Annotated in this window: 26 protein-coding genes; 9 read left to right on the top strand and 17 right to left on the bottom strand. The window is 60.1% G+C overall.

Features of this window, described 5'->3' with window-relative positions:
• Window positions 1-37 precede the first annotated feature (37 nt).
• Window positions 38-589: a translation initiation factor IF-3 gene (infC, locus tag FBX99_RS18535; protein WP_169432615.1), complete on the bottom strand. Its 552-nt coding sequence runs from the start codon at window positions 587-589 to the stop codon at window positions 38-40.
• Entirely contained in the window at window positions 589-2511 is a 1923-nt protein-coding gene (thrS, locus tag FBX99_RS18530) for a threonine--tRNA ligase (protein WP_047700668.1), read from the bottom strand. Before thrS ends, infC begins: the two co-directional genes overlap by 1 nt.
• 378 nt (window positions 2512-2889) lie before the next feature.
• On the opposite strand from thrS, the gene FBX99_RS18525 reads away from it, so the two are divergent.
• The 3 genes from FBX99_RS18525 to FBX99_RS18520 all read left to right on the top strand — a co-directional run bounded on the left by FBX99_RS18525 (window position 2890) and on the right by FBX99_RS18520 (window position 3695).
• Window positions 2890-3192: a hypothetical protein gene (locus FBX99_RS18525; protein ID WP_144930070.1), complete on the top strand. Its 303-nt coding sequence runs from the start codon at window positions 2890-2892 to the stop codon at window positions 3190-3192.
• A complete protein-coding gene (locus FBX99_RS28925; protein WP_178111993.1) occupies window positions 3162-3338 on the top strand; it encodes a hypothetical protein in 177 nt (58 codons plus the stop codon). The genes FBX99_RS18525 and FBX99_RS28925 overlap by 31 nt, the downstream gene beginning before the upstream one ends.
• A gap of 144 nt (window positions 3339-3482) precedes the next feature.
• Window positions 3483-3695 carry a cold-shock protein gene (locus FBX99_RS18520; RefSeq protein ID WP_003179963.1) on the top strand — a complete coding sequence of 71 codons (213 nt, stop codon included), beginning with the start codon at window positions 3483-3485 and terminating at the stop codon, window positions 3693-3695.
• 67 nt (window positions 3696-3762) lie between these two features.
• Here the strand turns inward: FBX99_RS18520 and FBX99_RS18515 are convergent, their stop codons facing one another.
• Entirely contained in the window at window positions 3763-4074 is a 312-nt protein-coding gene (locus FBX99_RS18515; protein ID WP_144930071.1) for an I78 family peptidase inhibitor, read from the bottom strand.
• 166 nt (window positions 4075-4240) lie between these two features.
• Window positions 4241-4546, bottom strand: coding sequence for a hypothetical protein (locus FBX99_RS18510; RefSeq protein WP_047700665.1), 306 nt, complete (start codon window positions 4544-4546; stop codon window positions 4241-4243).
• Window positions 4547-4818: 272 nt separating this feature from the next.
• On the opposite strand from FBX99_RS18510, the gene FBX99_RS18505 reads away from it, so the two are divergent.
• The gene (locus tag FBX99_RS18505) at window positions 4819-5016 is read left to right on the top strand and encodes a hypothetical protein (protein ID WP_145132450.1); all 198 of its coding nucleotides are present in this window, start codon (window positions 4819-4821) and stop codon (window positions 5014-5016) included.
• Between the two features lie 118 nt (window positions 5017-5134).
• Here the strand turns inward: FBX99_RS18505 and FBX99_RS18500 are convergent, their stop codons facing one another.
• The 7 genes from FBX99_RS18500 to FBX99_RS18470 are packed head-to-tail and all read right to left on the bottom strand — an operon-like array spanning window position 5135 to window position 12088.
• Window positions 5135-6163 carry a nucleoside hydrolase gene (locus tag FBX99_RS18500; protein ID WP_144930074.1) on the bottom strand — a complete coding sequence of 343 codons (1029 nt, stop codon included), beginning with the start codon at window positions 6161-6163 and terminating at the stop codon, window positions 5135-5137.
• A gap of 22 nt (window positions 6164-6185) precedes the next feature.
• A complete protein-coding gene (gene rbsD / locus FBX99_RS18495; protein WP_145132448.1) occupies window positions 6186-6590 on the bottom strand; it encodes a D-ribose pyranase in 405 nt (134 codons plus the stop codon).
• A complete protein-coding gene (rbsK, locus tag FBX99_RS18490; RefSeq protein ID WP_144930076.1) occupies window positions 6587-7501 on the bottom strand; it encodes a ribokinase in 915 nt (304 codons plus the stop codon). The genes rbsD and rbsK overlap by 4 nt, the downstream gene beginning before the upstream one ends.
• Window positions 7502-7524: 23 nt before the next feature.
• Complete coding sequence (locus FBX99_RS18485; protein WP_144930077.1) at window positions 7525-8544, bottom strand: LacI family DNA-binding transcriptional regulator; 1020 nt, start codon at window positions 8542-8544, stop codon at window positions 7525-7527.
• Between the two features lie 3 nt (window positions 8545-8547).
• Window positions 8548-9525, bottom strand: a complete 978-nt coding sequence (locus FBX99_RS18480) for an ABC transporter permease (protein WP_144930078.1) — start codon at window positions 9523-9525, stop codon at window positions 8548-8550.
• The gene (locus FBX99_RS18475) at window positions 9522-11075 is read right to left on the bottom strand and encodes a sugar ABC transporter ATP-binding protein (protein ID WP_144930079.1); all 1554 of its coding nucleotides are present in this window, start codon (window positions 11073-11075) and stop codon (window positions 9522-9524) included. Before FBX99_RS18475 ends, FBX99_RS18480 begins: the two co-directional genes overlap by 4 nt.
• A gap of 56 nt (window positions 11076-11131) precedes the next feature.
• Window positions 11132-12088 carry a sugar ABC transporter substrate-binding protein gene (locus FBX99_RS18470; protein ID WP_144930080.1) on the bottom strand — a complete coding sequence of 319 codons (957 nt, stop codon included), beginning with the start codon at window positions 12086-12088 and terminating at the stop codon, window positions 11132-11134.
• Window positions 12089-12376: 288 nt separating this feature from the next.
• Here FBX99_RS18470 and FBX99_RS18465 point away from each other — a divergent pair, with 288 nt between their 5' ends.
• On the top strand, window positions 12377-12676 hold the full coding sequence (locus FBX99_RS18465) for a DUF1654 domain-containing protein (RefSeq protein WP_144930081.1): 300 nt from the start codon (window positions 12377-12379) through the stop codon (window positions 12674-12676).
• 5 nt (window positions 12677-12681) lie between these two features.
• Complete coding sequence (locus tag FBX99_RS18460; RefSeq protein ID WP_047700657.1) at window positions 12682-13371, top strand: endonuclease; 690 nt, start codon at window positions 12682-12684, stop codon at window positions 13369-13371.
• 69 nt (window positions 13372-13440) lie between these two features.
• Here the strand turns inward: FBX99_RS18460 and FBX99_RS18455 are convergent, their stop codons facing one another.
• The gene (locus FBX99_RS18455; protein ID WP_144930082.1) at window positions 13441-13806 is read right to left on the bottom strand and encodes an SPOR domain-containing protein; all 366 of its coding nucleotides are present in this window, start codon (window positions 13804-13806) and stop codon (window positions 13441-13443) included.
• 248 nt (window positions 13807-14054) lie between these two features.
• Here FBX99_RS18455 and csrA point away from each other — a divergent pair, with 248 nt between their 5' ends.
• Window positions 14055-14249: a carbon storage regulator CsrA gene (gene csrA, locus FBX99_RS18450; RefSeq protein ID WP_003179932.1), complete on the top strand. Its 195-nt coding sequence runs from the start codon at window positions 14055-14057 to the stop codon at window positions 14247-14249.
• Between the two features lie 196 nt (window positions 14250-14445).
• Here csrA and FBX99_RS18445 read toward each other — a convergent pair whose 3' ends face one another.
• The 3 genes from FBX99_RS18445 to FBX99_RS18435 all read right to left on the bottom strand — a co-directional run bounded on the left by FBX99_RS18445 (window position 14446) and on the right by FBX99_RS18435 (window position 18246).
• Window positions 14446-14901, bottom strand: coding sequence for a DUF2214 family protein (locus tag FBX99_RS18445; protein ID WP_145132446.1), 456 nt, complete (start codon window positions 14899-14901; stop codon window positions 14446-14448).
• A gap of 243 nt (window positions 14902-15144) precedes the next feature.
• A complete protein-coding gene (gene cysS / locus FBX99_RS18440; RefSeq protein WP_144930084.1) occupies window positions 15145-16527 on the bottom strand; it encodes a cysteine--tRNA ligase in 1383 nt (460 codons plus the stop codon).
• A 21-nt stretch (window positions 16528-16548) separates the two neighbouring features.
• Window positions 16549-18246, bottom strand: coding sequence for a glutamine--tRNA ligase/YqeY domain fusion protein (locus FBX99_RS18435; protein WP_144930085.1), 1698 nt, complete (start codon window positions 18244-18246; stop codon window positions 16549-16551).
• A gap of 248 nt (window positions 18247-18494) precedes the next feature.
• Here FBX99_RS18435 and FBX99_RS18430 point away from each other — a divergent pair, with 248 nt between their 5' ends.
• The gene (locus FBX99_RS18430) at window positions 18495-18998 is read left to right on the top strand and encodes a peptidylprolyl isomerase (RefSeq protein WP_144930086.1); all 504 of its coding nucleotides are present in this window, start codon (window positions 18495-18497) and stop codon (window positions 18996-18998) included.
• Window positions 18995-19744 carry a UDP-2,3-diacylglucosamine diphosphatase gene (locus FBX99_RS18425; protein ID WP_145132444.1) on the top strand — a complete coding sequence of 250 codons (750 nt, stop codon included), beginning with the start codon at window positions 18995-18997 and terminating at the stop codon, window positions 19742-19744. The genes FBX99_RS18430 and FBX99_RS18425 overlap by 4 nt, the downstream gene beginning before the upstream one ends.
• Before the next feature lie 127 nt (window positions 19745-19871).
• Here FBX99_RS18425 and FBX99_RS18420 read toward each other — a convergent pair whose 3' ends face one another.
• Window positions 19872-21401 carry a DHA2 family efflux MFS transporter permease subunit gene (locus FBX99_RS18420; RefSeq protein WP_145132442.1) on the bottom strand — a complete coding sequence of 510 codons (1530 nt, stop codon included), beginning with the start codon at window positions 21399-21401 and terminating at the stop codon, window positions 19872-19874.
• A gap of 207 nt (window positions 21402-21608) precedes the next feature.
• Entirely contained in the window at window positions 21609-22808 is a 1200-nt protein-coding gene (locus FBX99_RS18415; protein WP_144930089.1) for an efflux RND transporter periplasmic adaptor subunit, read from the bottom strand.
• Between the last annotated feature and the right edge of the window lie 5 nt (window positions 22809-22813).

The following is a 22813-nucleotide window of genomic DNA, read 5'->3' as shown; positions in this document are numbered from 1 at the left end:
GATAAACATAATCGCAAGGCCTGCCGTGCCCTGGTGATTACTTCTTCTTTTTCGGGGCGATGACCATGATCAGCTGGCGTCCTTCCATCTTAGGATGCTGTTCGACCGAACCGTACTCGAGCAGGTCTTGTTCAACCCGCTTGAGGAGTTCCATCCCCAGCTCCTGGTGGGCCATCTCACGGCCGCGGAATCGCAAGGATACCTTGGCCCTGTCCCCGTCACTCAGGAAACGTACCAGGTTGCGCAGTTTTACCTGGTAATCCCCTTCCTCCGTCCCTGGACGAAACTTGATTTCTTTTACCTGAATCTGCTTCTGGTTTTTCTTCGCCGCGGCAATCTGCTTCTTCTTCTCGAAGATCGACTTGCCGTAGTCCATCACCCGGCAAACGGGTGGGACTGCGTCCGCGGAAATTTCCACCAGATCAAGCTTGGCTTCTTCAGCAATACGAAGCGCTTCATCAATCGAGACGATGCCAATCTGCTCGCCGTCAGCGCCAATTAACCGAACCTCGCGTGCCGAGATATTCTCGTTGATCGGGGCCTTCGGTGCAGCTCGTTTATCTTGTCTCATTTCACGCTTAATAATAATTACTCCGAATCTGGGCGACCACGCCGGGAAACCGCTTGCGCGAGGAACTCGGCGAATTCGGCGACGGGCATCGAGCCCAGGTCAGCACCTTCACGAGTACGCACAGCGACAGTCTGCATCTCGACTTCCCGATCTCCAATAACCAGAAGATAGGGAACCTTGAGCAAGGTATGCTCGCGGATTTTAAAGCCGATCTTTTCATTTCTCAAGTCAGACTTGGCACGAAATCCGCTTTGGTTGAGAGTTTTTTCGACCTCGGCGGCAAAATCTGCCTGTTTATCAGTGATATTCATGATCACTGCCTGGGTCGGCGCCAGCCACGCAGGGAACGCGCCCTCGTAGTGTTCGATCAGGATGCCGACGAACCGCTCGAAGGAACCGAGGATCGCGCGGTGAAGCATGACCGGGTGCTTGCGGCTGTTGTCTTCGGACACGTATTCGGCGCCCAGACGGATCGGCAGGTTGAAATCGAGCTGCAGGGTACCACACTGCCAGACACGACCCAGGCAATCTTTCAGCGAGAACTCGATCTTCGGACCGTAGAAGGCACCCTCGCCCGGCTGCAGGTCATACGCAAGGCCCGCGCTATCGAGGGCGGCCGCCAGTGCGGCTTCGGCGCGATCCCACAGCTCGTCGGAGCCAACGCGCTTTTCCGGACGAGTGGACAGCTTCATCTCGACTTCGGTGAAGCCGAAGTCCCGGTAGACGTCCATGGTCAGCTTGATGAACGCAGCCGATTCGGCCTGCATCTGCTCTTCGGTGCAGAAGATGTGAGCATCGTCCTGGGTAAACGCGCGCACGCGCATGATGCCGTGCAGCGCCCCCGACGGCTCGTTACGGTGGCATGCACCAAACTCGGCCAGACGCATCGGCAGCTCGCGGTAGCTTTTCAGGCCCTGGTTGAACACCTGCACGTGGCATGGGCAGTTCATCGGCTTGATGGCGTAGTCGCGGTTTTCCGACTGGGTGGTGAACATGTTGTCGGCGTAGTTGGCCCAGTGCCCGGATTTCTCCCACAGACTGCGGTCCACCACTTGCGGCGTCTTGATTTCCAGATAGCCGTTTTCACGCTGGACCTGACGCATGTACTGCTCGAGCACCTGGTACATCGTCCAGCCGTTCGGGTGCCAGAACACCATGCCCGGCGATTCTTCCTGGGTATGGAACAGGCCCAGGCGCTTGCCGATCTTGCGGTGATCGCGCTTCTCGGCTTCCTCGATGCGCTGGATGTAGGCCGCCAGCTGCTTCTTGTCCGCCCAGGCAGTGCCGTAGACGCGCTGCAACTGCTCGTTCTTCGCATCGCCGCGCCAGTAGGCACCGGACAGTTTGGTCAGCTTGAAAGACTTCAGGAAACGGGTGTTCGGCACGTGCGGACCGCGGCACATGTCGACGTATTCTTCGTGGTAGTACAGGCCCATGGCCTGCTCGTCCGGCATATCTTCCACCAGACGCAGCTTGTAATCCTCGCCACGGGCCTTGAAGACTTCGATGACTTCGGCGCGCGGGGTGACTTTCTTGATGACGTCGTAGTCCTTCTCGATCAGCTGTTGCATACGCTGTTCGATGGCAGCCATGTCGTCCGGGGTAAAAGGACGCTCGAAGGCGATGTCGTAATAGAAGCCTTCGTCGATGACCGGCCCGATGACCATCTTCGCGCTCGGGTACAACTGCTTGACCGCATGGCCGACCAGGTGCGCGCAGGAGTGGCGAATGATCTCCAGTCCCTCTTCATCCTTGGGGGTGATGATTTGCAGCGTGGCGTCGCTGTCGATGACATCGCTGGCATCTACCAGTTTGCCGTTGACCTTGCCGGCCAGGGTGGCCTTGGCCAGGCCTGCACCGATGGATGCGGCGACCTCGGCTACGGATACCGGATGATCGAATGAACGTTGACTGCCGTCGGGAAGAGTAATAGTTGGCATGGCGCCTCCTCTCCTAGTGGTGACCCCTACCAAAGGTCACGTGGGTTGGGATGAGCCAGTACAAGATCCAGTCCAGGCCATTCAATCATGAACGCCTGCCTTACAGCGGCAGGAGCCTCGCGGCCAACCGGGAAACCGAACCAGAGTGACTGGGATTCAAATCAGGGTTATTCGAACATTTACCGCTGCCGGGACCTGTCGTCATCCGGTGCCTGAAAATACCCGAGCCCGGCATGCTAGCACAGATGAACGGTCATCGCCGTGCTCTAATTGCAACCTGAACAAGCGTAAACCCCTGGTTTTTATGCCAGAGTGCTGAACTGAAACGCCCCGCAATACCTCTGATAACAAGACATCGACCCAAAGGAGCATCCCAGCATGCGTCTGAACACGTTACTGGCAGCAGTCGCCCCCTTCGCCCTGCTGCTCCCTCTGACCGCCCACGCCGACTGGCCAAAAGGCGAGCGTGAGAAATACATGGCCCAGTGCACTCAGGCGGCCACACCGCAGATCGGCGCGGCGGCGGCCAAATCCCACTGCGCCTGTGGCGCCGATGCGATCAAATCCTACCCGGCCGCCGACATCCAGGCCCTGATGGACAACAAAGCGCCCGTGGAACTGCAGCAAAAGGCGCTCGGACAGATCGCCAAATGCAAGGCCGCCCCTTCGAAGAAAAAATGAGCGGACAGGCTTTTCAAGACTGGCTTGAGCCCATGAAAAACCCCGAATTTGCCTTTTTTCAGACGAATTTTGCAGGTTTTACAGCTTTTTTTATCGCCTTTACTTTCCGCCAAAACCCTTTAAAACCGGGGCTTACAGCAGGATGAGGCGGTAAAGAAAAGACGACTGTTCGGCAAACAGCACGTCCGGGGGGCTCCCAAATCGAACATTTCGACTATGATACCCAGGTGTGCCCAGTTGGCCTGAGCAGCACAGCACTACTGAAAATATATGTTTCTTGGAGATACACCATGTCTAATCGCCAAACCGGCACCGTTAAATGGTTCAACGATGAAAAAGGCTTCGGCTTCATCACTCCTCAAGGTGGCGGTGACGACCTGTTCGTACACTTCAAAGCTATCGAAAGCGACGGTTTCAAAAGCCTGAAAGAAGGCCAAACCGTTTCCTTCGTGGCTGAGAAAGGCCAAAAGGGTATGCAAGCTGCACAAGTTCGCCCAGAGTAATTTCTTGGCGCGCTAAAAAACCCCGTCCATGTGACGGGGTTTTTTATGGGCGGTTGAAAACTGCGACTCAGCCGCAGTTCACCCGATTGACCACCAGATTGGCGTCGGTATTGAGATTCAGGCGATCGGAGCGATACTCAAGCGTCACCATGTCGTTGGGCTTGAGGATCCGGGCAATCTGCGCGCCGGAACGGGTGCGGGCCTGTTCCAGCAGTTGCGGCGAGGCCTGTTTGCCGATGGCAAACTCGGCGGCCTTCGCTTCGCAGCGGTCGTAATGGGTCTGGGCGGCAACCGGATCAGGGGACGATTCAGCGCTGCTGCAACCGTGCAAGAACCCGGCGGCCAGCAAAATACTCAATGACGCGAGCTTCCAAGGCATGAAGCCTCCTTTCGTTGATCAATAAACAGAGAGCGTGCGACAACCCAAACGAAGCTTGGTTTCCGTAGAAGGGCCACCGCCCCGCTCTTCCACCTTGAAAACCGCCAGTTTGCCTGAGCCCGGCACCGCCAGTCAGACATGAATCGTGACTGAATATGTTCAGCGTTCAATAAACATCAATGTAGTCGAAGGGCGGATTCGGCCAATTGTCTTTCAGGGCGTTGTAGATCTGCATCACCCAGACCTCATCACTGGCAGCGACTCGTCCGACATAACCCGAGCCCTTTGCCCACGTCTCAAGTCGAAACAGCAAGCCATTGATGTCGGTTCCCCCCACCACGCCCGAAGACAGATAGGCGATACCACCCTTGGTCACGCGCAATTGGGTGTGTTCGTCATCGCTGGCCGATGCCAGCAACTGGCGAACGGCGTCGAGGGTCAGCCCGTCAGGCGCATTCAAATCGATCTGCACGGCAGGGGTTCCTTGAACAATCAAAGAAGCAAGTGTCGCACAGCCCTCCCCCGATGCCTAAGTCGCAGTGCCAAACCCTGGGCAAAAGTGGTTAACTCAGCCTAGGCTCTGTACGAAAAGCCTTGATACTCGTTCATGCTGTGTTGAAAACAGCCTCGCAATGCTCATGTACTCCAGTCCACTGCGCTTGCTCGGCTGTTTCGCCTTGCCTGACCTTCGTCTCAAGACTTTTCGTACAGAGCCTACAGACCTCTCAACCCGCGAGCCCTGCCATGAGCATCATCAGCATCGAAGCCACCATCAATGCCAAATGGTCGGAGGGCCACAGCTCCTACAGCCCTGGCAGCCCCGAGGAACTGGCGATCATCGTTATAGAGCTGTTGGTGAAGGAATTGGGCACGGAGGTGGCCCGAAACTTCATCCAGCAGGCATTCGAACGCTACCCGAGCGTCATCGAAGCTGCCGATTGAGGCTACAGCAGGAGCCGGGCTTCCTCGCGATGGCGGTGGGTAAGCTTGATTGATGTCGCCAAACAGTCCGCTATCGCGAGCAGGCTCGCTTTCACAGGTCTTGCGTTGCGAAGGCAGCTTACTTGAGACGTGCCAGACGCTCGGTCAGCAGGTCGAAGAAACCCTGGGCATCGCCGTTTTCCACCCAGAATGCATTCTTGGGTGCCTTCAGGCCGTCGTACCAGTCCACGATGGTCTGCCCGAAGGTCGGCCCCTCGCGGCTGTCCACCACGACGTTGACCGAACGACCGGTGAACAGCTGCGGCTTGAGCAGGTAGGCAATCACTGTCGCGTCATGCACCGGCCCGCCCGACATGCCGTAGTGCTCCATATCGCCCTTGACGTACTCGTTGAGGATATCGCCGACCAGCTTGCTGGCATTGTTGTTCACGGCCGCGATCTGCTTGAGGCGAGCTTCGCTGGTGAGGATCTTGTGGGTCACGTCCAGCGGCAGGTAGGTCAGCTTCACACCGCTCTTGGCGACTACCTCCGCCGCCTGTGGGTCGGCGAACAGATTGAATTCAGCCACCGGCGTGATATTCCCGCCATTGAAGTGCGCACCGCCCATGATCACCACTTCCTTGATGCCCTGGACGATGTCCGGCTCCTGGATCAGCGCCAGGGCCAGGTTGGTCTGCGGACCAAGCATGGCAATGGTGATGCTGTGGGGCTTGGCCGCCTTGAGGGTCTCGATCAGGTAGTTGACGGCGTTGCCCTTGGCCAGGCCCTTTTTCGGCTCATGGACGGTGACACCCGACAGGCCTTCCTTGCCATGGATGTTTTCCGCATAGATCGGCGTACGCATCATCGGCTTCGGCGCGCCGGCGTACACCGGCACATCCTCGCGCCCTGCCCATTCCCGGGCCAGGCGAGCGTTGCGGGAGGTCTTGTCCAGGCGCACGTTGCCGGCGACGGTGGTCAGCGCGCGGATCTGCAGTTCTTCAGGAGATGCCAGGGCGAACAACAAGGCGACCACATCGTCGGCCCCGGGATCGGTGTCGATGATCAGATCGATTTTTTCCGCCGCCTGGGCGCTCGTAGCGGTGATCAGTGACAACAGCAGCAGACTCCGGAACAGTTGATGCATTTTCTGAGCATAGCGGTGCATGGTGCACTCCTTGTGCGGGGGTTTAGAAGGTTACTCCAGCAATCAGCACAACGTTGCAGTACGGAGAGCATTCTCCTGTGCGAATAATCGCTCGAGCTTGTCGGCTGAGGACCTTGAATTGCTCATGACTGACCAACTCACGCGCCCCCATTGCACCTTCGGCCTGCAACGACTCAAGCGTCGACAGGGCCGCTGGCTGTTTATCGAATATTTCAGTGGCCAGCACATGGCGTTCCACCTGCATTTCACTGAGCACCACTTTCAGGGTACTGACGAAATCGGGAATGCCGTGGGTCAGGGCCAGGTCGATCAACTCGACGCCAGGGGGGACCGGTAGCCCGGCGTCACCAATGACCACCTTATCGCCATGACCGAGGGAGGCGATCAGTCGTGAAAGGGCCACATTCAACAAGGGTGTCTTTTTCATGGTTTGAAAGCCTGTACTTCCAGCAATGTGGGGATGGAGGGCTGGGCCCCGACGCGGGTGACCGACAGCGCCGCGGCGACCTGACCGAAACGAATCGCGTCGACTTCGCTTTTTCCATTGGCGAGGGCAGCCGCGAAACCACCGACAAAGGTATCCCCCGCCGCCGTGGTGTCCACAGCCTTGACCCGCGGCGCCGGGAAGTGTTCGAAACTCGAGCCGTTGGCGAACATCAGCCCCTGGGCGCCCAGCGTCACGACCACCTTACCGGCACCGGCGGCGATCAATTGCGCCGCGGCCGCTTCGGCGGTTTCCAGGGAATCCACCGCCAAGCCGCTCAGCATGGCGGCCTCGCTCTCGTTGGGAATCAGGTAGTCGACACACGCGTACCAGTCGGCCGGCAGCGCACGGGAAGCCGGTGCCGGATTGAGAATGACGATCTTGCCCAGCTCGCGGCCGCGCTTGAGCGCATGGCCGACCGTGGCGTCGGGCACTTCAAGCTGGCAGATGATGACATCGGCGTCTTGCAGCGCCTTGTCGAAACCGTCCAGTACCTCGGGCGTGAGCGCACCATTGGCACCGGCGACGATGACAATCGCATTCTGGCTGTTGTCATCGACCACGATCAGCGCCACGCCGCTGGCCCCCTCCACGACACTGACGGCTTGGCAATCGATGCCTTCGGCCAGCAGCGCGCCTCGCAATGCCTGGCCATAGGCATCGCTGCCCACACAACCGACCATGGAGACCCGAGCCCCCAGGCGCGCCGCAGCCACCGCCTGGTTGGCACCCTTGCCCCCGGCAATCGTGGAGAACGACTCGCCGATCAGCGTTTCACCGCCCCGGGGCAAACGCGGCGCGCGGGTCACCAGGTCCATGTTCAGGCTGCCTATTACCACTACTTTTGCAGACATACGTCACTACTCATCCATTCGGTTCAGCGGTACTGGGCGAATGCGCCGGACAGTGGCGCGGTCGACTCCCGCAAGACAATGCTGGGCGTCACGATCCGTTGATCGGTGACCAGCCCGGGCGTGGCGATCCGCCGCAACAACACTTCCGCCGCCATCTCGCCAAGTTGCAGAATCGATTGCCCCACCGTGGTCAGCGCCGGGTAGACATAACGACTCATCTGGATGTCGTCGAAACCGATGACCGACAGCTCGCTGGGCACCCGCACGTTGCGCTCGGCGGCGGCTCGCAGCACACCGATGCCGATCATGTCGTTGGCCGCAAAGATCGCACTGGGTGGCTGCTGTTCAAGCAATTCGGCTGCGGCGCGGTAGCCGCCGGTGCTGGTGAAATCGCTTTCGAGCTTACGCTCGACGGGCAACTCGATCCCCGCCTCTTTCAACGCGCGGCAGTAACCGGCCAGGCGCATCTGCGCCACACTGGTGTCCGCCGGCCCACCGATAAAGGCAATATCGCGGTGCCCCAGCTCCAGCAGGTGTCGGGTGGCCAGGTACGCGCCGTATTCGTGATCGATGCGCACCAGGTCCGCGTCGACGCCGTCCAGCCCGCGGTCGACGATGACCATGGGCGTGCGAACACCCTTCAGGCCTTGCGCCAGGCCGACGTCGCCACCGGCGGAAGCGACGATCAGGCCGTCAATGCGTTTTTCCAGCAGCACCCGCAGGTAACTGCGCTGCTTGTCCGGGTTGTCGTCGGAGTTGCACAGGATCACGCAATAACCGTTGCGCTCGCAGTAATCCTCGATTCCCCGGGCCAGCTCGGCAAAGTAAGGGTTGAGGCTGTTGGGCACCAGCAGGCCGATGGTCGCCGTGGTCTTGGCCTTGAGCGAACGGGCCACCGCGCTGGGCACATAGTCGAGACGCTGGATCGCCGCCTCGACCTTGAGTCGCACCTCTTCGCTGACCGGCCGGGTCTTGTTCACGACATGGGACACTGTCGTGTAGGAAATCCCCGCAAGCGCTGCTACATCCTTGATCGTCGCCATGGCTCAGGACCGCCGGCTGGCGCGCTGGCTGCGGTAGGTATCCAGCACCACCGCCACCACGATCACCGCACCGGTAATAATGCGCTTGGTCGGCTCTGTCGCACCGATCTGCGCCAGGCCTGCCGCCAGCACGGAGATGATCAACACGCCAAAGAAGGTACTGATGACCGAACCGCGCCCGCCCATCAGGCTGGTACCACCGATCACCACGGCGGCAATGACCTGCAGTTCGAGCCCTGCCCCCGCATTCGGGTCCGCCGCCTCCAGGCGGGAAATCTGGAACAACGCCGCCACGCCGGCCAGCAAGCCCATCAGGCTGAATACCAGGATCTTGTAGGGCTTCGGATTGATACCGGCCAGGCGCACTGCTTCTTCGTTGGTGCCGATGCCGATCAGGTAGCGACCGAACACCGTACGGGTCAGCACGGCCTGGGCAATGAAGATCACCAGCAAGGCAATGATGAAGGACGGTGAAATACCGAACGCAATCGGATTGGACAGCCAGGCGAAGGAGTCACCGATATAAGCCGTCCGGGACCCGGTCATCTGGTACGCGAGGCCGCGAGCCATCTCCAGCACGCCCAGGGAGACGATGAACGATGGAATCCGCCACGCCACCGTGATCGAACCAGTGACGGTCCCCGCCAGCGCCGCCACGGCCATGCCCAGCAAGGCCGAGGGCCAGACGCTCCAGCCCCAGCCGAGCACCGCGACACTGACCGTCGAGGCCGCCAGCGCCAGCACCGAGCCCACCGACAGGTCGATGCCACCGATGATCAGGATGAACGTCATGCCGACCGCCAGCACCATGAGGTCGGGAATCTGGTTCGCCAGGGTGCTGAACGTGTCATAGGAAAGGAAGTGGCTGCTCAGGACCGAGAACAGCGCGACCATGGCCAGCAGCGCGCCGGCCAGCCCCAGATAAGTGCCGAGGCCGTAGAAGTTGCCACTCGGCTTGCTGACGGCAGATGCGGTTTTCATGAAAATTCCCTAGGCGCCGCTTCGTTGAGCAACGCGTCACGTTTCTGGTAGCCGGCGAATGCGGCGGCAAGCAAGTCATCCTGGGTCCAGCTGGCACGCTCGAAGGTGTCGATCAGGCGACCGGCGGACAGCACGCCGATCCGGTCACAGATCAACATCAGTTCCCGCAGGTCGCTGGACACCACGACCAGCGCCTTGCCCTGGCGGGTCAATTCGCCGAGCAGCGCGTAGATGTCGAACTTCGCGCCGACGTCGATACCACGGGTCGGCTCGTCGAACAACAGCACCGAGCAATCGCGTTCGAGCCAGCGGCCGATCACCACTTTCTGCTGGTTGCCACCCGACAACTCGGACACCAGCTGTGCCGGGCTGGAGCTGCGGATGCGCATGGCATCGATCTGCCGCCGAGCCAGGGATAGTTCGTCATTGCCGTTGACGATACCGGCACTGGAAATCTCCGGCATGTTACCCAAGGCAATGTTGGCGGCAATGGATTGGGTCAACAACAGGCCTTCACCCTTGCGGTCCTCAGTGATCAAGGCGATGCCATGGGCCACCGCATCGGCCGGCGAACGGATGTTGGCGACGGTGGCCGGGGAACCCAACGCCACGGTGCCGCTATCGGCCGCATCGGCGCCGAAGATCAGCCGCAGCAATTCGGTGCGCCCTGCCCCGATCAGGCCGGAGATGCCGAATATTTCGCCACTGCGGACTTCGAAGGACACATCACGAACCTTGTCGGAACGGCTCAGGCCCTTGACGGTCAGGGCCGGCGCGCCGATCTGCCGCGGTCCCAGGTCGATGTGCTCGCCCAGTTCCCGACCGACCATCAGCGTCACCAACTGCTCGCTGTTGTAATTGGCCATCGGCTCGACGCAGACCAGGTTACCGTCGCGCAGCACCGCAATGCGTTGGGCAACCCGTGCCAGTTCTTCGAGGCGATGGGAAATGTAGATGATCGAAACGCCCCGGGCCTGCAGGCGGGTGATCTGTTCGAACAGCATCTCGACCTCGCGCGCCGTCAGCATGGCGGTCGGTTCGTCGAGAATCAGCACATGGCAATCGCCAATCAGGTTACGGGCGATCTCGACCATCTGCTGGTGACCGATGCCCAGCTCGCCGACCAGGGTGTCGGGATCGATTGCGTCGAGCCCCACCTGGGCCATGGCTTCCATGGCGGCCTTGCGCAACTGCTTGCGGCTGATCCAGCCGCCGCGGCTGGGCAGGTTGTCGAGGAACAGGTTTTCGGCCACGGACAGGGTCGGCAGCAGGTTGAGTTCCTGCATCACCATCCGCACGCCCAGCTCTTCGGCCTGGGTACGGCTGCCGGGGCGATAATCCTGCCCCTGGAATTGCATCTGCCCTGTCGTCGGTGTCACCAGCCCACCGATGATCTTGGACAGGGTACTTTTACCGGCGCCATTTTCACCGGTCAGTGCCAGCACTTCACCGCGCCTCAACGTCAGGTCGATGTCGGTCAGTACCGGCTGGGCATAGGTTTTACCGATGCCACTGACAGTCAGGACAGCGTTCGGGTCGAAAACGGACATAAAGACTCTCCACGTGCTCGCCCGGATGGGCGAGCACCACTACATCGTCAGGACGATTACTTCGTAACCAGCTCGACCGGCGTTTCGATCACGCCGTTGGCACCGCTGTCGACTTTCTCGCCCTTGAGGATCTTCAGGGCCGTCTCGATACCGAAGACCGCCTGTTTGGCAGCAAACTGGTCGGCGGTCGCCAGGACACGGCCGTCCTTGAGCATCGGTTTGATGGCATTGATGTTGTCGTAGCCGACCACTTGCACCTTGCCGGCCTTGCCGGCAGCGCGCACGGCGGATACCGCGCCGACTGCCATGCTGTCGTTACCGGCCAGCAACGCCTTGATGTTCGGGTATTCGCTGAGCATCGACGCAGCGACCTGATTGCCCTTGTTGATCTCCCAATCGCCCGATTGCAGGGACACGACCTTGACCTGCGCCGCTTCCATTGCATCCTTGAAGCCCGCGGTGCGCGCCTGGGCATTGGTGGTGGTGGACACGCCTTCGATGATGCCGACCTCATCACCGGCCTTGAGTTGCTTGGCCAGGTATTCACCGACCAGGCGCGCACCCTTGCGGTTGTCCGGGCCTACGAACGGCACATTGATGTTCTTGCTCTTGACCACGGCAGGATCGAGCTGGTTGTCTATGTTGATCACCGTGATACCGGCATCGACGGCTTTCTTGATCACCGGCACCATGGCCTTGGAATCGGCGGGCGCAATGATGAGGGCATCAACCTTGGACACGATCATCTGCTCGACGATGCGGATCTGGTTGGCGGTGTCGGTTTCATCCTTGATCCCGTTGGAGATCAGGTCGAAATCGGCGGAGTGTTCCTTCTGATAGGCCTTGGCGCCATCTTCCATGGTCAGGAAGAATTCGTTGGCCAGGGATTTCATGACCAGGGCGACCTTGGGTTTTTCAGCGGCCTGGGCGGATACCGAGGAGAACGGCAATGCAGTGGATGCAGCCGCGAGCACGGCGACAGCGAGAAGGCGTCCAGCGAATGGCAACTTCATGGGTTCACTCCGATCTTATGATTATTGTGGGCAAATCAGTGCACGGAACGCCGCGCAAACGTTTGCGTGAAGTGAACTATGGTAAGGCTTCGGGGATTTGTCAACGTTGCGGTTGTGTTCGCAGGGTCTCGGATCATGCCGCCGCTTCGATGCCATCGGGTTGAACAGATAAACTCGAAGCCACAGCGGTTAGCTTCTCGGTCCCAGCGATAAATAATCATTTTTTCCCACACCAAAACGTCAAACGTGCTGTCAGACGATTTTCTTGAATTTTAAGCAGTTGCGTAAATGCCTACGGTTAAATACTGTATGCACGTACAGCTTAATAAGGATAATCCTGTGGCCACGCCCTCCGCTGCAACTACCCCCTTAGACTCCTATACAAAACTCGGCCTGCGGGTCTCGAAAATCATCAACGCCCCTACTGCGCAAAAAGCCAAGGCAGCCCTGATCTTTCGCCTTCCCGACGAACCCGTGGAGGAATGGGAGCGCCTGCTGGAAGAAATCGACGAGAACGACAACGTGACCCTCGCCTATCGCGACGATGGTGGCGTGCAGGTTTTCTGGGTTGTGCCGAAGGAAGATTGAGTCCGATGAAAGTCCGCTGTGTTGCTTTACTGCTTGTGCTTATCGCCACAGGCGCCCAGGCCGGGGCTCCTCGTACCTTCAACGAAGCCAAGAAAGTCGCCTGGAAACTCTACGCCCCGCAGTCCACCGAGTTCTACTGCGGCTGCAAGTACACCGGCAATCGCGTCAACCTGGCGGCCTGCGGTTATGTGCCCCGCAAGAATGCCAGTCGCGCCGCCCGTATCGAGTGGGAGCATATCGTTCCGGCGTGGCAGATCGGTCATCAGCGCCAGTGCTGGCAACAAGGTGGGCGCAAGAACTGCACCCGCTACGATCCGGTCTATCAACGGGCCGAAGCCGACCTTCACAACCTGGTGCCCAGCATCGGCGAAGTGAATGGTGACCGGAACAACTTCAGCTTCGGCTGGCTACCGGTGCAGAAGGGCCAGTACGGCTCGTGCCTGACCCAGGTGGATTTCAAGGCGAAGAAAGTCATGCCTCGCCCTTCCATCCGGGGAATGATCGCCCGAACGTATTTCTACATGAGCAAGCAATATGGCCTGCAGCTTTCGAAACAGGACCGGCGTCTGTACGAAGCCTGGGATAAAACCTATCCAGTGGAAAGCTGGGAGCGCCAGCGCAACCAGAGCGTGGCCTGCGTCATGGGACGGGGTAACGAGTTCGTGGGGCCGGTGGATCTGAAAGCCTGCGGCTGACCTCGCATTGTGAACAGCACAAAGCAACTGTGGGAGCGAGCCTGCTCCCACAGGCGTTGTTTTGCTCGATCATTGAGCCGTCGGGAAATCCACCACCTGCGTCTCGATGTTGCGTTTCTTGGCCCGAACCAGGGCGGCAGTGACTTGCTCTTGCTTGGCCTCGGCCTCCGCCCTGGAGCTTAACGGTCCGACCAGGACCCGCTCCTTGCCATTTTCCCGAACCACGCTCGACATGAAGCTGTGCTCGATCAGCCATCCGGTCAGGTCGCTGACAGCCTGCGGCGTCTCGCCCCGAACCTCGACCCCCCATTGCGGCGCAGCAGCGACTGCTGGTGCGGAGGTCACCGATGGCTTCGGCTTCGGCGCTTCGACTTCACGCCCTTCGCCACATCCGGCCAGCATCAACACCGCGATAACCCAAGCCAATTTACGCACAACGTTTCCTCAGGAAGACATGAAGGAAGGATTTTAGCACTCACATCCACCAAGAACCCCGCAAACAGTACGCAAAACACGAGAATCCTGCCCGGTCTCTCTGTATAGTCGCACCCTGGGAATTAATGCTGCATCTGCACGTCAGAAAGAGGCACCCACATTGTGACACTTAGCACTAATCTATAAGCAGTACCGACATCTGCACTGTCTGAATCAGGTGCCCTAATAAAGTAATCAAGGAGAACACCATGCTGATACTCACCCGCAAAGTCGGTGAAAGCATAAACATTGGTGACGACATCACGATCACCATTCTGGGCGTCAGCGGCCAACAGGTCCGTATCGGCATCAATGCCCCGAAAAACGTCGCCGTGCATCGCGAAGAGATCTATCAGCGCATTCAGGCGGGCCTGACTGCCCCCGACAAGCCGCAAACTCCCTGAGCCTTGCAGCGGTCCGTAGCCAGCCCGTTTGCATCATCGCAATGGCTGGCTAAAGATTCAGGCCGCCCGCGCCTTCCCCGCATCACCCCGCCCCTGCTTTTCCGTCCACCCCTTGAAACCGATATTAATGCCATGACTCGTAGCATGGCTGTCGGACGTTTCGTTTTAATGGCGGTGAAGCGAGCGTTCGTGCTGGTCAGCCGAAGCTCACGCCTCGGGCCATGCCAGTGGCGGCGATCACCATCAACATCAGCAGCAAGGCTTCGATGTGGCTGATCCGGGCCAGGCGGCCGGCCCTTGAAGCATCGATTGTCGTCTCTTTGCCCAGCGCCACCCGCCATTTGATCAAGGCGATCATCGGCATGAGCTCAAGCAGCAGGATCAGCAGGAGCAAAGTCATCTTCAGGTGGAACAGGGGCTGATGCAGGTAATAGTCCGTGCCCTTTTCATAGCCGCCGAAAGCGCGCATCCCTCCGGTCACCAGCAGGACCAGGGCCGACAGGCCCCACACGTTATCCGCCATCAATACGTTTCGAACCGCATCCGCACCACCGGCCAGGCGTCGCAACGCCGTGCCGCGCGTGAGCACTGCCCACAAGCCGAGGGCGAACGCCAAAAGATGAATTGCCGCGAGAGACCAATGAGCCAACATGGAAGGTACCCGTCAGAGAGAACGTCGAATCGACCTGACAGTACTAGCTCATAAAAGAAAGATCGGTGGGCTGGACACGAAAAATTGTGGGAGCGGGCTTGCTCGCGAAAGCGTCACGACAGTCAACATCACTTTGACTGATACACCGCCTTCGCGAGCAAACCCGCTCCCACATTGTTCCGGGGTGACTCCTGCACCGAAGTACATCCCCTTCCCACAGGATGTTGCAAAATGCCGTCGGCCTTAATCAGCCAAGCGCCAGGTCGTGCCGCCCTTCCCGTCTTCCAGCACCACGCCCATGGCGGTGAGCTGGTCGCGGATGCGGTCGGATTCGGCCCAGTCCTTATTGGCGCGCGCGTTCAGGCGCGCCTGGATCAATGCCTCGACCTCGGCAGCGTCCACACGGCCTTCGGCACCGGCCTGGAGGAAGTCGTCCGCCTCGAGCTGCAACACGCCCAGGACGCTGGCCAGTTCCTTCAAACGCGCTGCCAGGCCGGCCGCCGCATTGAGATCGCTCTCACGCAGGCGGTTGATCTCGCGCACCATCTCGAACAGCACCGCGCATGCTTCCGGCGTACCGAAGTCGTCGTTCATCACCTCGGTAAACCGCGCCACGAACGCCTCACCACCGGCGGCCGGTACGGTCGGCAGGCCTTTCAATGCGTGGTAGAAACGCTCCAGGGCGCCCTTGGCGTCCTTGAGGTTGTCTTCAGAGTAGTTGATGGCGCTGCGGTAGTGACTCGACACCAGCAAATAACGCACGACCTCGGGGTGGTACTTGTCGAGCACGTCGCGGATGGTGAAGAAGTTGTTCAAGGACTTGGACATCTTCTCGCCGTTGATCCGGATCATGCCGCAATGCATCCACGCGTTGGCGTAAGTCTTGCCGGTGGCCGCTTCGCTTTGGGCAATCTCGTTTTCGTGGTGCGGGAACTCCAGGTCACTGCCGCCACCATGGATGTCGAAGGTCTCGCCCAGGCAGCAGGTGGACATCACCGAGCACTCGATATGCCAGCCCGGACGGCCCTTGCCCCACGGCGAATCCCAGCTCGGCTCACCCGGCTTGGCGGCTTTCCACAGCACGAAATCCAGCGGGTCCTGTTTCGACTCACCGACTTCGATCCGTGCGCCGATGCGCAGGTCTTCGATCTTCTTGCGCGACAGCTTGCCGTAACCCATGAACTTGCCGACGCGGTAGTACACGTCGCCATTGCCCGGTGCGTAGGCATAGCCCTTGTCGATCAGGGTCTGGATCATCGCGTGCATGCCGGGGATATGATCGGTGGCCCGCGGTTCCATATCCGGCTTGAGGATATTGAGGCGCGCCTCGTCTTCGTGCATCGCCGCGATCATGCGCTCGGTCAACGCCTCGAACGACTCGCCGTTCTCGTTGGCGCGGTTGATGATCTTGTCGTCGATGTCGGTGATGTTGCGCACATACGTCAGGTCATAACCGCTGAAACGCAGCCAGCGGGTCACCAGGTCGAAGGCGACCATGCTGCGGCCGTGGCCCAGGTGGCAATAGTCATACACGGTCATGCCGCACACGTACATGCGCACCTTGTTGCCATCCAGCGGCTTGAAAACTTCTTTGCTCTTGGTGAGCGTGTTGTAGATCGTAAGCACAGGGTTTCCCTTAAGACTTGATCACTGACCCCAGGAATCGCGCAAGGTCACGGTACGGTTGAATACCGGGCTACCTGGTTTCGAGTCCTTGATATCCGCGCAGAAGTAACCTTCGCGCTCGAACTGGAAACGGTCTTCCGGCTGTGCGTTGCCCAGCGAGGGTTCGGCACGACAACCGGTGAGTACTTGCAGGGAGTCAGGGTTGATGTTGTCCAGGAAGCTGGCGCTGTCCTCGGCCTTTTCCGGGTTCGGCGAACGGAACAGGCGATCGTACAGGCGCACTTCGCACTCGACGCTGGCCGCGGCCGGCACCCAGTGGATCACACCCTTGACCTTGCGACCCTCCGGGTTCTTGCCCAGGGTGTCGGGATCGTACGAGCAACGCAGCTCGACGATATTGCCGTCAGCGTCCTTGATGGCTTCGTCGGCACGGATCACGTAGCTGCCGCGCAAGCGAACTTCACCGGCCGGCTCCAGGCGCTTGTAGCCTTTTGGCGGCTCTTCCATGAAGTCTTCACGGTCGATGTAGATTTCCCGGGCGAACGGCAGGACGCGCACGCCCATGTCTTCTTTCGGGTGGCAAGGCAGCTCGAGGTTCTCGACCTGGCCTTCCGGGTAATTGGTGATGACGACTTTCAGCGGACGCAGCACGCACATGGCACGCGGGGCATTCTGATCCAGATCTTCGCGGATGCTGAACTCCAGCATGCCGAAGTCCACCACGCCGTCGGAACGGTTGGTGCCGACCATCTCGCAGAAATTACGGATCGATTTCGGCGTGTAGCCACGACGGCGGAAGCCCGACAGCGTCGACATGCGCGGATCGTCCCAGCCGTTGACATGCTTTTCATCCACCAGTTGCTTGAGCTTGCGCTTGCTGGTGATGGTGTAGTTCAGGTTCAGGCGGCTGAATTCGTACTGGCGCGGGGTGGCCGGCACCGGCAGGTGCTCGAGGAACCACTCGTACAACGGACGATGGCTTTCGAACTCCAGGGTGCAGATCGAGTGGGTGATGCCTTCGATGGCGTCCGACTGACCATGGGTGAAGTCATAGTTCGGGTAGATGCACCACTTGTCACCGGTCTGGTGGTGATGGGCGTGACGGATGCGGTACATGATCGGGTCACGCAGATTCATGTTCGGCGAGGCCATGTCGATCTTGGCCCGCAGCACCCGTGCGCCGTCCGGGAACTCGCCGGCGCGCATGCGGGCGAACAGGTCCAGGTTCTCCTCCACGCTGCGCTCACGGAACGGGCTGTTGCGGCCCGGCTCGGTCAGGCTGCCACGGTATTCCCGGGCCTGCTCGGGCGTCAGGTCGCAGACATAGGCCTTGCCGGCCTTGATCAGCTCGACCGCCCAGTCGTGCAATTGGTCGAAATACTGCGAGGCATAGCGCACTTCACCGGACCATTGGAAACCCAGCCACTTGACGTCGCTTTCGATCGCGTCGATGTATTCCTGGTCTTCCTTGGCCGGGTTGGTGTCATCGAAACGCAGGTGCGTGACGCCACCGAACTCCTCGGCCAGACCGAAGTTCACGCAGATCGACTTGGCGTGGCCGATATGCAGGTAGCCGTTGGGCTCCGGCGGGAAACGGGTGACGATCTGTGTGTGCTTACCCGAATCCAGGTCCGCCTGGATGATCGGGCGCAGGAAATTGACCGGTACGGCCGGGCCGGTCTTGGAATTCGAGGTAGGGTCGACAGTGGGCTTGCTCATAGGATCCTTGAACTTACAAGTGCGCGGCCGGGTGCGGCCTGATAAATCAAAGCCCGTATCATAGCCGATGCTGTCAAGCCGCTGACAGGCCAGGCCGGCAAACGATTGAATTTAATCGGCCGCCGGATGAAAAACCGCCTCGAATTTCGTGCCTGGCACGCTAAACTGCCCAACCTGGCCGATTGCAGCCGGACCGGTTGCGGGCTTCCGGGCCCCGAAACCCACGAATTCATAAAAGAGTAGTCATCATGAGCAAAGTCAAACTGACCACCAACCACGGCGACATCGTCCTGGCACTGAACGCCGAGAAAGCACCGAAGACCGTTGAGAACTTCCTTGAGTACGTCAAGAAAGGTCACTACGAGAACGTCGTGTTCCACCGGGTGATCAAGGGCTTCATGATCCAGGGCGGTGGTTTCGAGCCTGGCATGCAGGAAAAGAAAGACAAGCGCCCGAGCATTCAGAACGAAGCCGACAACGGCCTGCCGAACAAGAAATACTCCATCGCCATGGCACGCACCATGGATCCGCATTCGGCATCGGCCCAGTTCTTCATCAATGCCAGCGACAACAGCTTCCTCAACCACACCGCCAAGACCGCCCAGGGCTGGGGTTATGCAGTGTTCGGTGAAGTGATCGAAGGCCAGGACGTGGTCGACAAGATCGAAGGCGTTGCCACCACCTCCAAGGCGGGCCACCAGGACGTTCCGAAGGACGACGTGATCATCGAGAAAGCCGAGATCATTGAGTGATCCTACTGATTTCAGATCTGCATCTGGAAGAGGAGCGCCCGGACATCACCCGGGCGTTTCTGGATCTACTCGCCACCCGCGCCCGCTCGGCGCAGGCTTTGTACATTCTCGGCGACTTTTTCGAAGCGTGGATCGGCGACGATGCCATGACGCCGTTCCAGCGCTCCATCTGCCAGGCCCTGCGCGAACTCAGCGACAGCGGCACGGACATTTTCCTGATGCATGGCAATCGCGACTTCATGCTGGGGCAAGCCTTCTGCAAAGCGGCCGGCTGCACCCTGATCAAGGACCCGAGTGTCGTGCAGTTCAATGGCGAACCGGTGCTGCTGATGCATGGCGACAGCCTCTGCACCCGTGACGAAGGCTACATGAAGCTGCGGCGCTGGCTGCGCAACCCGGTCACGCTGTTCATCCTGCGACACCTGCCGCTGGGCAGTCGCCAGAAGCTGGCGCGCAAGCTGCGCAGTGAAAGCACGACCCAGGTGCGGATGAAAGCCAACGACATCGTCGACGTCACCCCCGAAGAAATTCCGCGGATCATGCAGCACTATGGCGTGAAGACCCTGATCCACGGCCACACCCACCGCCCCGCCATCCATAAACTGCAACTCGGCGAACACGCAGCCCGGCGCATCGTGCTGGGGGATTGGGACAAGCAGGGTTGGGCGTTGCAGGTGGATGAACAGGGGTTTGCGTTGGCGCCGTTTGGGTTTGGCAATTCGCAACTGGCATTGCCTAGTACTTAAAGCATACGCCGCCCCTGTGGGAGCGGGCTTGCTCGCGAAGGCGGTGTATCAGTCGCCACAAAAGTGACTGTCACGACGCCTTCGCGAGCAAGCCCGCTCCCACAGGGATCTCATTTTCAATGCTCGGTCAGTGCCCGCTGGCCGCTGGTCCTGCCTTCGCCGCAAACGGCGGCTTCGCCAGCCACACCAGCACGATCAGGCCCATGAACGCCCAGCCCAGCAACGTGAAGTAGTCCACGGTGGAGAGCATGTAGGCCTGGCTGGTGAGGATGTGGTCGAGTTGAGCATAAGCCGGCGGGGTCGCGCCGCCGAGCTGGTTGAGCACCTCGCGGGTGGCCGGGTCGAAGGTGTTGATGCTCTCGCTCAGGTAGGCATGGTGCTGGTCCGCCCGGCGAATCCAGATCCAGGTGGTCAGGGACGCGGCAAAGCTGCCCCCCAGGGTCCGCAGGAATGTCGCCAATCCCGCGCCATCGGCAATCTGCTGCGGTGGCAGGTCGGACATCAGGATGCTCAGGGTCGGCATGAAGAACAGCGCCACCCCGATCCCCATGAACAGTTGCACCAGGGCAATGTGCTGGAAGTCCACTTCGTTGGTGAACCCGGCGCGCATGAAACAGCTCAGGCCGATGGCCAGGAACGCCAAGCCGGCCAGCAGCCGCAGGTCGAATTTATGCGCGTACTTGCCGACGAAGGGCGACATCAACACCGGCAGGATGCCGATCGGTGCTACGGCCAGCCCGGCCCAGGTGGCGGTGTAGCCCATCTGGGTCTGCAACCACTGCGGCAGGATCAGGTTGATGCCGAAGAACCCAGCATAGCCGCCCACCAACACGATGGTACCGATGCGGAAGTTGCGATAAGCGAACAAGCGCAGATTGACAACCGGATGACGGTCGGTCATTTCCCAGATCACGAACACCGCCAGGGCAACCAGCGAAATCAACGCACCAATAATGATGAAATTCGACTCGAACCAATCCAGGTCGTTGCCCTTGTCGAGAATCACCTGGAGCGCGCCGACGCCGATGATCAGCGTGATCAATCCGACGTAGTCCATCGGCTGATAGCTGGTCACCACCGGCCGCGCCTTGAGCTGTTGGCGCACCACCATCACCGCGAAGACGCCGATGGGCACGTTGATGAAGAAGATCCACGGCCAGCTGTAGCTGTCGGTGATCCAGCCCCCCAGGATCGGCCCGGCAATCGGCGCCACCACCGTGACCATCGCCAGCAACGCCAGGGCCATCCCCCGCCTGGCGGGCGGATACACGGCAATCAGCAAGGTCTGGGTCATCGGATACAGAGGCCCGGCCACCAGGCCCTGGAGCACGCGGAAACCGATCAACTCCGGCATCGACGTGGAAATGCCGCACAGGAACGACGCCAGCACGAACAACATGGTTGCCCACAGAAACAACTTCACCTCGCCAAACCGGCGGCTCAACCAGCCGGTCAGCGGGAGCGCGATGGCGTTACTCACCGCGAACGACGTGATCACCCAGGTGCCCTGCTCCGAACTGACGCCCAGGTTGCCGGAAATGGTCGGCAAGGCGACGTTGGCAATGGTGGTGTCGAGCACTTGCATGAACGTCGCCAGCGACAGCCCGATGGTACTGAGCAACAGGCTGGGCGGCGAGAAGGATGCGTTATTGCTCATTGCGAAATCCTAGGAAGCGAAGGTGATGAGATCGTCCAGGCCAACATACTGACCTGTGGGAGCGGGCTTGCTCGCGAAAGCGGTGTAACTGTCACGTTGATATTGAATGTGCCGCCGTCTTCGCGAGCAAGCCCGCTCCCACACTGGACTTTGGTGTTCACGGATCCGGTGTCCACCACAGCTCCCACAGGCTCAAGCCATGAATGACTAGCGCTGTGCAGTCTTGCTCGCGGCAGCGCTGTTTTCGTGGATCAGGCGTGTGATCATCGCGTCGGCATCGGCCAGTTGGCGGTCGTAGACCTGGGTGCTGAACGAGGCTTTCTGCGGAGGTTGCTGGGCCAGGACCGGACCGCTCTGATCCCGCAGGTTGACGCTGACCTCGGTGGACAGCCCGACCCGCAACGGATGCTTGGCCAGTTCCTGGGCATTGACATGAATGCGCACCGGCACCCGCTGGACGATCTTGATCCAGTTACCGGTGGCGTTCTGTGCCGGCAGCAAGGCAAACGCGCTACCCGTCCCCGCGCCGAGGCTGTCGACGGTGCCGCTGTACTTCACATCGCTGCCGTAGAGGTCGGTTTCGATCTCCACCGGCTGGCCGATGCGCATCTCACGCAGCTGGGTTTCCTTGAAGTTGGCGTCGATCCACAACTGATCCAGTGGAATCACCGCCATCAGCGCCGTGCCCGGTTGCACCCGTTGTCCCAACTGCACGGTGCGCTTGGCGACGTAACCGGTGACCGGCGCGATCAGGGTGCTGCGGGCATTGTTCAGGTAGGCCTGGCGCAATTGCGCGGCGGCCGATTGCACGTCGGGATGGGACGAGACCACGGTGTCGTCCACCAGCGCGCTGGAGGTCTTGAGTTGTTGCCGGGCATTGGCGAGGGCGTTCTGCGCCGAGGTCAGGTCATCCCGGGCGTGGGACAGTTCTTCCTTGGAAATCGCCCCGCCGGCTGCCAGGTTCTTGCGCCGGTTGTAATTCTCCTGGGCCTTCTGCACTTCGGCCTCCTGCGCATTGACTTGCGCACGCATGCCATCGACGTTGCTGTACAAACCACGCACCTGGCGGACCGTGCGGGCCAGGTTGGCCTGGGCACTTTGCAGGCCGACCTCGGCGTCGTTCGGGTCGAACTGCACCAGCACCTGACCTTCGCGCACCAGGTCGCCATCGTCGGCGCCGATGCTCACCACGGTGCCGGTGACCTGCGGCGTGATTTCCACTACGTTGCCGTTCACATAGGCATCGTCGGTGCTCTCGCTCCAGCGGCCGTACAGTTCATGCCAGGCCCAGACACCCAGGCCGGCGAGAATGACGATCACCGCCAGCGCCAGCAGCATCACCTTGCGCTTGCGTGGGTTGTTGTCCTGTTGGTTTTCGGGCGCTTGAGTATTTTCTGCGGTGGCCATGACAA

The sequence above is a fragment of the Pseudomonas sp. SJZ074 genome (assembly GCF_007828215.1).
GTDB lineage: Bacteria > Pseudomonadota > Gammaproteobacteria > Pseudomonadales > Pseudomonadaceae > Aquipseudomonas.
Note: the sequence above shows the minus strand (reverse complement) of the source record. Positions and strands in the feature narration are given on the sequence as shown.

Coding starts and splice junctions, on each gene's coding strand:
- thrS (WP_047700668.1), bottom strand. CDS start 2,511: ATGCCAACTATTACTCTTCCCGACGGCAGTCAACGTTCATTCGATCAT.
- FBX99_RS18420 (WP_145132442.1), bottom strand. CDS start 21,401: ATGAGCAATAACGCATCCTTCTCGCCGCCCAGCCTGTTGCTCAGTACC.
- FBX99_RS28925 (WP_178111993.1), top strand. CDS start 3,162: ATGCAAGGCCGCCCCTTCGAAGAAAAAATGAGCGGACAGGCTTTTCAA.
- FBX99_RS18430 (WP_144930086.1), top strand. CDS start 18,495: ATGAGCAAAGTCAAACTGACCACCAACCACGGCGACATCGTCCTGGCA.
- FBX99_RS18515 (WP_144930071.1), bottom strand. CDS start 4,074: ATGCCTTGGAAGCTCGCGTCATTGAGTATTTTGCTGGCCGCCGGGTTC.
- FBX99_RS18505 (WP_145132450.1), top strand. CDS start 4,819: ATGAGCATCATCAGCATCGAAGCCACCATCAATGCCAAATGGTCGGAG.
- rbsK (WP_144930076.1), bottom strand. CDS start 7,501: ATGTCTGCAAAAGTAGTGGTAATAGGCAGCCTGAACATGGACCTGGTG.
- FBX99_RS18520 (WP_003179963.1), top strand. CDS start 3,483: ATGTCTAATCGCCAAACCGGCACCGTTAAATGGTTCAACGATGAAAAA.
- FBX99_RS18435 (WP_144930085.1), bottom strand. CDS start 18,246: ATGAGCAAGCCCACTGTCGACCCTACCTCGAATTCCAAGACCGGCCCG.
- FBX99_RS18445 (WP_145132446.1), bottom strand. CDS start 14,901: ATGTTGGCTCATTGGTCTCTCGCGGCAATTCATCTTTTGGCGTTCGCC.
- FBX99_RS18465 (WP_144930081.1), top strand. CDS start 12,377: ATGCCTACGGTTAAATACTGTATGCACGTACAGCTTAATAAGGATAAT.
- FBX99_RS18525 (WP_144930070.1), top strand. CDS start 2,890: ATGCGTCTGAACACGTTACTGGCAGCAGTCGCCCCCTTCGCCCTGCTG.
- FBX99_RS18460 (WP_047700657.1), top strand. CDS start 12,682: ATGAAAGTCCGCTGTGTTGCTTTACTGCTTGTGCTTATCGCCACAGGC.
- FBX99_RS18470 (WP_144930080.1), bottom strand. CDS start 12,088: ATGAAGTTGCCATTCGCTGGACGCCTTCTCGCTGTCGCCGTGCTCGCG.
- FBX99_RS18480 (WP_144930078.1), bottom strand. CDS start 9,525: ATGAAAACCGCATCTGCCGTCAGCAAGCCGAGTGGCAACTTCTACGGC.
- csrA (WP_003179932.1), top strand. CDS start 14,055: ATGCTGATACTCACCCGCAAAGTCGGTGAAAGCATAAACATTGGTGAC.
- FBX99_RS18475 (WP_144930079.1), bottom strand. CDS start 11,075: ATGTCCGTTTTCGACCCGAACGCTGTCCTGACTGTCAGTGGCATCGGT.
- FBX99_RS18415 (WP_144930089.1), bottom strand. CDS start 22,808: ATGGCCACCGCAGAAAATACTCAAGCGCCCGAAAACCAACAGGACAAC.
- FBX99_RS18485 (WP_144930077.1), bottom strand. CDS start 8,544: ATGGCGACGATCAAGGATGTAGCAGCGCTTGCGGGGATTTCCTACACG.
- FBX99_RS18500 (WP_144930074.1), bottom strand. CDS start 6,163: ATGCACCGCTATGCTCAGAAAATGCATCAACTGTTCCGGAGTCTGCTG.
- rbsD (WP_145132448.1), bottom strand. CDS start 6,590: ATGAAAAAGACACCCTTGTTGAATGTGGCCCTTTCACGACTGATCGCC.